This is a genomic window from Rhodococcus sp. NPDC058639, from assembly GCF_042717545.1.
Classification (GTDB): domain Bacteria; phylum Actinomycetota; class Actinomycetes; order Mycobacteriales; family Mycobacteriaceae; genus Rhodococcus.
Genome location: NZ_JBHXRF010000006.1, coordinates 384,211 through 390,561 on the forward strand (window position 1 = coordinate 384,211; position 6,351 = coordinate 390,561).

The 6,351-nt window shown below is 66.6% G+C and carries 5 protein-coding genes; 3 read left to right on the forward strand and 2 right to left on the reverse strand.

What is annotated here, in order from left to right:
• Positions 1–81: 81 nt before the first annotated feature.
• The gene (gene ilvD, locus ACFWU2_RS14650; RefSeq protein WP_378607234.1) at positions 82–1,923 is read right to left on the reverse strand and encodes a dihydroxy-acid dehydratase; all 1,842 of its coding nucleotides are present in this window, start codon (positions 1,921–1,923) and stop codon (positions 82–84) included.
• A gap of 102 nt (positions 1,924–2,025) precedes the next feature.
• Positions 2,026–2,550, reverse strand: coding sequence for a PH domain-containing protein (locus ACFWU2_RS14655; protein WP_378607308.1), 525 nt, complete (start codon positions 2,548–2,550; stop codon positions 2,026–2,028).
• 263 nt (positions 2,551–2,813) lie between these two features.
• Between ACFWU2_RS14655 and ACFWU2_RS14660 the strand changes: the two genes are divergently transcribed.
• The 3 genes from ACFWU2_RS14660 to ilvC are packed head-to-tail and all read left to right on the forward strand — an operon-like array spanning position 2,814 to position 6,304.
• On the forward strand, positions 2,814–4,754 hold the full coding sequence (locus ACFWU2_RS14660) for an acetolactate synthase large subunit (protein ID WP_378607238.1): 1,941 nt from the start codon (positions 2,814–2,816) through the stop codon (positions 4,752–4,754).
• Positions 4,751–5,254, forward strand: a complete 504-nt coding sequence (gene ilvN, locus ACFWU2_RS14665) for an acetolactate synthase small subunit (protein ID WP_169619639.1) — start codon at positions 4,751–4,753, stop codon at positions 5,252–5,254. Before ACFWU2_RS14660 ends, ilvN begins: the two co-directional genes overlap by 4 nt.
• 36 nt (positions 5,255–5,290) lie before the next feature.
• Complete coding sequence (ilvC, locus tag ACFWU2_RS14670) at positions 5,291–6,304, forward strand: ketol-acid reductoisomerase (RefSeq protein ID WP_169619638.1); 1,014 nt, start codon at positions 5,291–5,293, stop codon at positions 6,302–6,304.
• Positions 6,305–6,351: the final 47 nt, after the last annotated feature.

The window sequence follows — 6,351 nt, forward strand, 5'->3', positions numbered from 1 at the left end:
TCGCCCGCTGACACCACTTAACGGGGGGGGGGCCGCACACATGTGTGCGGCCCCCGCCGTCGTCTTGTTCGGTGCCGGTGATCAGGGCACGTAGCGAACCGCGCCCTTGTCGGCCGAGGTGGCCAGCGCGGCGTACGCACGCAGCGCGGTGGTGACGGTGCGCTGACGATCGACCGGTTGCCACGGCTTCTCCGACGCCTCCATCTTGGCGCGACGGGTGGCGAGTTCCTCGTCGGACACCAGCACCTCGAGCGTGCGGGTCGCGACGTCGATGCGGATCTGGTCACCGGTCTCGACCAGACCGATCGTGCCGCCGGCGGCCGCTTCGGGGGAGATGTGCCCGATCGACAGCCCCGACGTGCCGCCGGAGAACCGGCCGTCGGTGATCAGCGCACACACCTTGCCCAGGCCCGCGCCCTTCAGAAAGGCCGTGGGATGCAGCATCTCCTGCATTCCGGGTCCGCCCTTGGGGCCTTCGTAGCGGACCACCATGACGTCGCCGGGCTTGATCCGCTTCTGCAGGATCGCCGAGACCGCCTCCTCCTGGGATTCGACCACGAGCGCGGGACCCTGGAAGGAGAACAGTTCCTCCTCGATACCAGCGGTCTTGAGGATCGCGCCGTCGAGGGCGACGTTGCCGCGCAGCACGACGAGTCCGCCTTCGACGGTGTACGCATGTTCGACGTCGCGGATGCATCCGCCGGCCGCGTCGGTGTCGAGCGAGGACCACCTGTTGTCGGTGGAGAAGGGCTCGGTGGTGCGCACACCACCCGGGGCGGCGTGGAACAACTCGATCGCTTCGTCGGATGCTTTTCCGGAGCGGATGTCCCAGGTGTCGAGCCACTCGTCGAAGCTCTTGGTGTGCACCGTCGACACGTCGGTTTCCAGCAGACCGCCGCGGCGCAACTCGCCGAGCAGCGCGGGGATGCCACCGGCCCGGTGCACGTCCTCCATGTGGTAGTCGGAGTTCGGGGAGACCTTCGACAGGCACGGCACCTTGCGGCTGATCGCGTCGATCGTCTCGAGGTCGAAGTCGACCTCGCCTTCCTGGGCGGCGGCAAGCGTGTGCAGCACCGTGTTGGTCGACCCGCCCATCGCGACGTCGAGCGCCATCGCGTTACGGAAGGCTGCGGGAGTGGCGATGTTTCGCGGCAGCACGGACTCGTCGCCGTCGCGGTAGTAGCGCAGCGCAGCCTCGACGACGGCGGTTCCGGCCCGCTCGAACAGTGCGCGTCGTGCGGAGTGCGTCGCCAGGGTCGAGCCGTTGCCCGGCAGGGCGAGGCCGAGTGCTTCGGTGAGGCAGTTCATCGAGTTGGCGGTGAACATGCCCGAGCACGATCCGCAGGTCGGGCACGCGCTGCGCTCGACCTCGTCGAGCCCTTCCTCGCTCACCGAGTCGTTGGCCGACGCGGAGATCGCGGTGATGAGGTCGGTGGGTGCCTGCGCGACGCCACCGACGACGACCGCCTTGCCTGCTTCCATCGGCCCACCGGACACGAACACGGTCGGGATGTTCAGGCGCATCGCGGCATTGAGCATGCCCGGCGTGATCTTGTCGCAGTTCGAGATGCACACCAGCGCGTCGGCGGTGTGTGCGTTGACCATGTATTCCACGGAGTCCGCGATGATTTCGCGGCTCGGCAGCGAGTACAGCATCCCGCCGTGGCCCATCGCGATACCGTCGTCGACCGCGATGGTGTGGAACTCGCGTGCCACGCCGCCGGCCGCCTTGACGGCCTGGGCAACGATCTCGCCGACATCCTTGAGGTGGACGTGGCCGGGAACGAATTGCGTGTACGAGTTCGCGATGGCGACGATCGGCTTGCCGAAGTCGGAATCGGTCAATCCGGTGGCGCGCCACAGAGAGCGCGCGCCGGCTGCATTACGTCCGACGGTGGTGGTGCGTGACCTCAACGGGGGCATGGCTGACTTCCTTGACGGGGTTGTGCGCAAGCGGCGGACCGCATCCGGTCGCCGTGGCTGGGGCGTGCTCCGGGTGGCGGCACAGTCGAATTTACTCGTGTGCTATTTCGTCTCGGTATCCGAGTCGGGTTCGCTCACCTCGTCGCGCGTGCCGGATGCGGTGTCGTCGTTCACCGGTGAGCTTTCGGCCGCGGCGGCTTCGGCTGCGCGCGCGTCGTCGGCGGCGGCGTACGGGTCGGTGATGCGGCCTCCGCTGGCTTCGGCGAGTTGCGGCAGACGGCCGAATGTGACGACCGGCAACGGAACCTCGGAGTCGTCGGTGAGCGTCGCGCGGGCCCAGCCGCGCTTGGGGAAGCGGATTCCCTTCAGCGACTCCCACGGGATCGTCGTGGTGGAGAACGTCGAGCGGGCGACGACTCCGTCGGGGCCGACGACGGTGCGCACACGGACCACCCACGCAGCGACGAGGAACGGGATCACGAGGGTCCACGCGAAAGCTTCCGGCCACGCGAGGGCGGGAGAGGCCAGCGCAAGGAACAGAAGCCCGCACGCGAGGAACGACAGGCGCGAAATCTGGATGACCTGCGTCGTCGAATCCGGCATGTGGGATGATAGGGGAGGTGGCACGGGCTGCTGTGAAGATGACACCTCTACATCTTGTCACTGCAGCCGCGGCATCTCACATTCTGGGACAGTAACCACACCAAGTTGACTGTCTCCCCACCACGCGCCTACCGTCAAGCGCGTGAATCAGAATGGGTTGCTCGTAATCGGCCGGCGCGTCGTCGCCTGAGCCGCATTCTGCAACTCGCCCACGACGCGCCACCCTCGTACAGCACAACGCTGACGAGGGTTTTTTGTTGCCCGGAGCCAGAATCAGAGGAATTGCAGTGAGCGCACCAACCGCACGGCCTCATCCCTCGCCGCGGAAGCCGGGGGCCGGCACCCCCGCCGCTGCCGCTGCCGCGGCGCAGCCCGCCACCCGACGCCAGGTCGCGCCCGAGCGCGTCACCGGCGCACAGTCGGTAGTCCGAGCCCTCGAAGAGCTCGACGTGGATACGGTCTTCGGCATTCCCGGCGGCGCGATCCTCCCCGTGTACGACCCCATCTTCGATTCGAAGCGGGTGCGGCACGTCCTCGTCCGGCACGAGCAGGGCGCAGGCCACGCTGCCACCGGATATGCCCAGGCCACCGGCAAGGTCGGCGTCTGCATGGCGACGTCCGGCCCCGGCGCGACCAACCTCGTCACACCGCTCGCGGACGCGCAGATGGATTCTGTGCCGCTCGTCGCGATCACCGGCCAGGTCGGGCGCCCCCTCATCGGTACGGATGCATTCCAGGAAGCCGACATCTCCGGCATCACGATGCCCATCACCAAGCACAACTTCCTGGTCACCGACGGCGCCGACATCCCTCGCGTGCTCGCGGAGGCCTTCTACCTCGCGTCGTCGGGTCGACCCGGTGCGGTCCTCGTCGACATCCCCAAGGACATCCTGCAGGCCCAGACCACGTTCAGCTGGCCGCCGGAGATGCACCTGCCCGGCTACCGGCCCGTCACCAAGCCGCACGGCAAGCAGGTCCGCGAGGCAGCACGACTGATCGCCGATTCGCGTAAGCCGGTGCTCTACGTCGGTGGCGGCGTCATCAAGGCCGACGCTTCGGCCGAATTGCTCGAACTCGCCGAACTGACCGGCATTCCGGTCGTCACGACGCTGATGGCGCGCGGTGCGTTCCCCGACACCCACACGCTGCACTGCGGCATGCCCGGCATGCACGGCAATGTCGCGGCCGTCGCGGCGCTGCAGAAGAGCGACCTGCTCATCACTCTCGGCGCCCGCTTCGACGACCGTGTCACCGGTCAGCTCGACTCCTTCGCGCCCGACGCGAAGGTGATCCACGCCGATATCGATCCCGCCGAGATCGGCAAGAACCGGCACGCGCACGTCCCGATCGTCGGTGACTGCAAAGAGGTTCTCGTCGAACTCATCGAGGCGATGCGCGCGCATCTCGCCACCAACACCACGCTCGACTACACGGCATGGTGGGCATACCTGGACGACATCCGTCGCACCTACCCGCTGAGCTACGACCGCCCGTCCGACGACTCCCTGTCGCCGCAGTTTGTGATCCAGGCTGTCGGCAAGCTCGCCGGACCGGACGCGATCTACTGCGCCGGCGTGGGGCAGCACCAGATGTGGGCGGCGCAGTTCATCGATTACGAGAAGCCGCGGACGTGGCTCAACTCCGGTGGACTCGGCACGATGGGCTACGCGGTGCCGGCTGCGATGGGCGCCAAGATGGGCTGCCCGGACACCGAGGTGTGGGCCATCGACGGCGACGGCTGCTTCCAGATGACCAACCAGGAACTGGCGACGTGCGCCGTCGAGGGTGTTCCGATCAAGGTCGCCCTCATCAACAACGGCAACCTCGGCATGGTCCGCCAGTGGCAGACGCTGTTCTACGAGCAGCGGTACTCGAACACCGATCTGTCCACCCACTCGCTGCGTATCCCGGACTTCGTGAAGCTCGCCGAGGCGCTCGGTTGCGTCGGTATCCGGGTCGAACGGGAAGAGGACGTCGAGCCTGCGATCCGGCGGGCCCAGGAGATCAACGATCGCCCGGTCGTCATCGACTTCATCGTCGGTAAGGATGCCCAGGTGTGGCCGATGGTCGCCGCCGGTACCGGCAACGACGAGATCATGGCTGCCCGGGACATCCGTCCCTTGTTCGACGAGGACACTGCCGCGGACGATGCCACCGTCGTCGACGCGGTCATCGAACGTGATCAAGCACGCGGCCGTCAGGCTGCAGCCGAGGAGGAAGCCAAGTGAGCACGAGCCACACCCTCAGTGTCCTCGTCGAGGACAAGCCGGGCGTGCTGGCCCGAGTCGCATCGCTGTTCTCGCGGCGCGGCTTCAACATCGAATCGCTTGCGGTCGGTGGCACCGAGATTCCGGAGATCTCGCGTATGACCATCGTCGTCACCGTCGACGCGTTTCCTCTCGAGCAGGTCACCAAGCAGCTCAACAAGCTCGTGAACGTCATCAAGATCGTCGAGCAGGAGGACGAGGCGTCCGTCGCCCGCGAACTGCTGCTCATCAAGGTGCGCGCGGACGCGAGCGTTCGCACCCAGGTCATCGAAACCGTGAATCTCTTCCGCGCCAAGGTGATCGACGTGTCGCCCGAGTCGCTCACGATCGAGGCCACCGGCACCCGGTCCAAGCTGGATGCGCTTCTTCGCATGCTCGAGCCGTACGGGATCCGAGAAATCGTTCAGTCCGGCGTCGTTGCCGTCGGACGCGGTCCCAAGTCCATCACGGCCACCCGTTAGCCTGAACACACCCATTTGCTGAAAGAGGTAGGAACTGTGGCAGTCGAGCTTTTCTACGACGACAATGCCGATCTGTCGATCATCCAGGGCCGCAAGGTCGCTGTGATCGGTTACGGCAGCCAGGGGCACGCACACTCCCTGAGCCTGCGTGATTCCGGTGTCGACGTGCGCATCGGGCTGAAGGAAGGCTCGAAGTCGCGGGCCAAGGCAGAAGAGGCCGGCCTCACCGTCGGTACCCCGGCCGAGGTTTCCGCATGGGCCGACGTCATCATGCTGCTCGCCCCCGACACCGCCCAGGCGTCGATCTTCACGAACGACATCGAGCCGAACCTCGAGGACGGCAACGCGCTGTTCTTCGGCCACGGCCTGAACATCCACTTCGGCCTCATCAAGGCTCCGGAGAACGTCACCGTCGGCATGGTCGCCCCCAAGGGCCCCGGCCACCTGGTGCGTCGTCAGTTCGTCGACGGCAAGGGCGTCCCGGCACTCATCGCGGTCCACCAGGATCCCAAGGGTGAGGGCGAGAGCCTGGCTCTGTCCTACGCGAAGGCCATCGGTGGCACCCGCGCGGGCGTCATCAAGACGACCTTCAAGGAAGAGACCGAGACCGATCTCTTCGGCGAGCAGGCCGTGCTGTGCGGCGGCACCGAAGAACTGGTCAAGACCGGTTTCGACGTCCTCGTCGAGGCGGGCTACTCGCCCGAGATGGCCTACTTCGAGTGCCTGCACGAGCTCAAGCTCATCGTCGACCTCATGTACGAGGGTGGCATCGCCCGCATGAACTACTCGGTGTCCGACACCGCCGAGTTCGGCGGCTACCTCTCGGGTCCGCGCGTCATCGACGCCGGCACCAAGGAGCGCATGAAGGACATCCTCAAGGACATCCAGGACGGCACCTTCGTCAAGCGCCTCGTCGCCAACGTCGAGAACGGCAACAAGGAGCTCGAGGGTCTCCGCAAGGAGAACGCCGAGCACGGCATCGAGGTCGTCGGCAAGCAGCTCCGCGACCTGATGAGCTGGGTCGATCGTCCGATCACCGAGACCGCATAGTCGCCTCCATCCCGCCACGACGGCAGCCCGCCACCCCGACAGGGTGG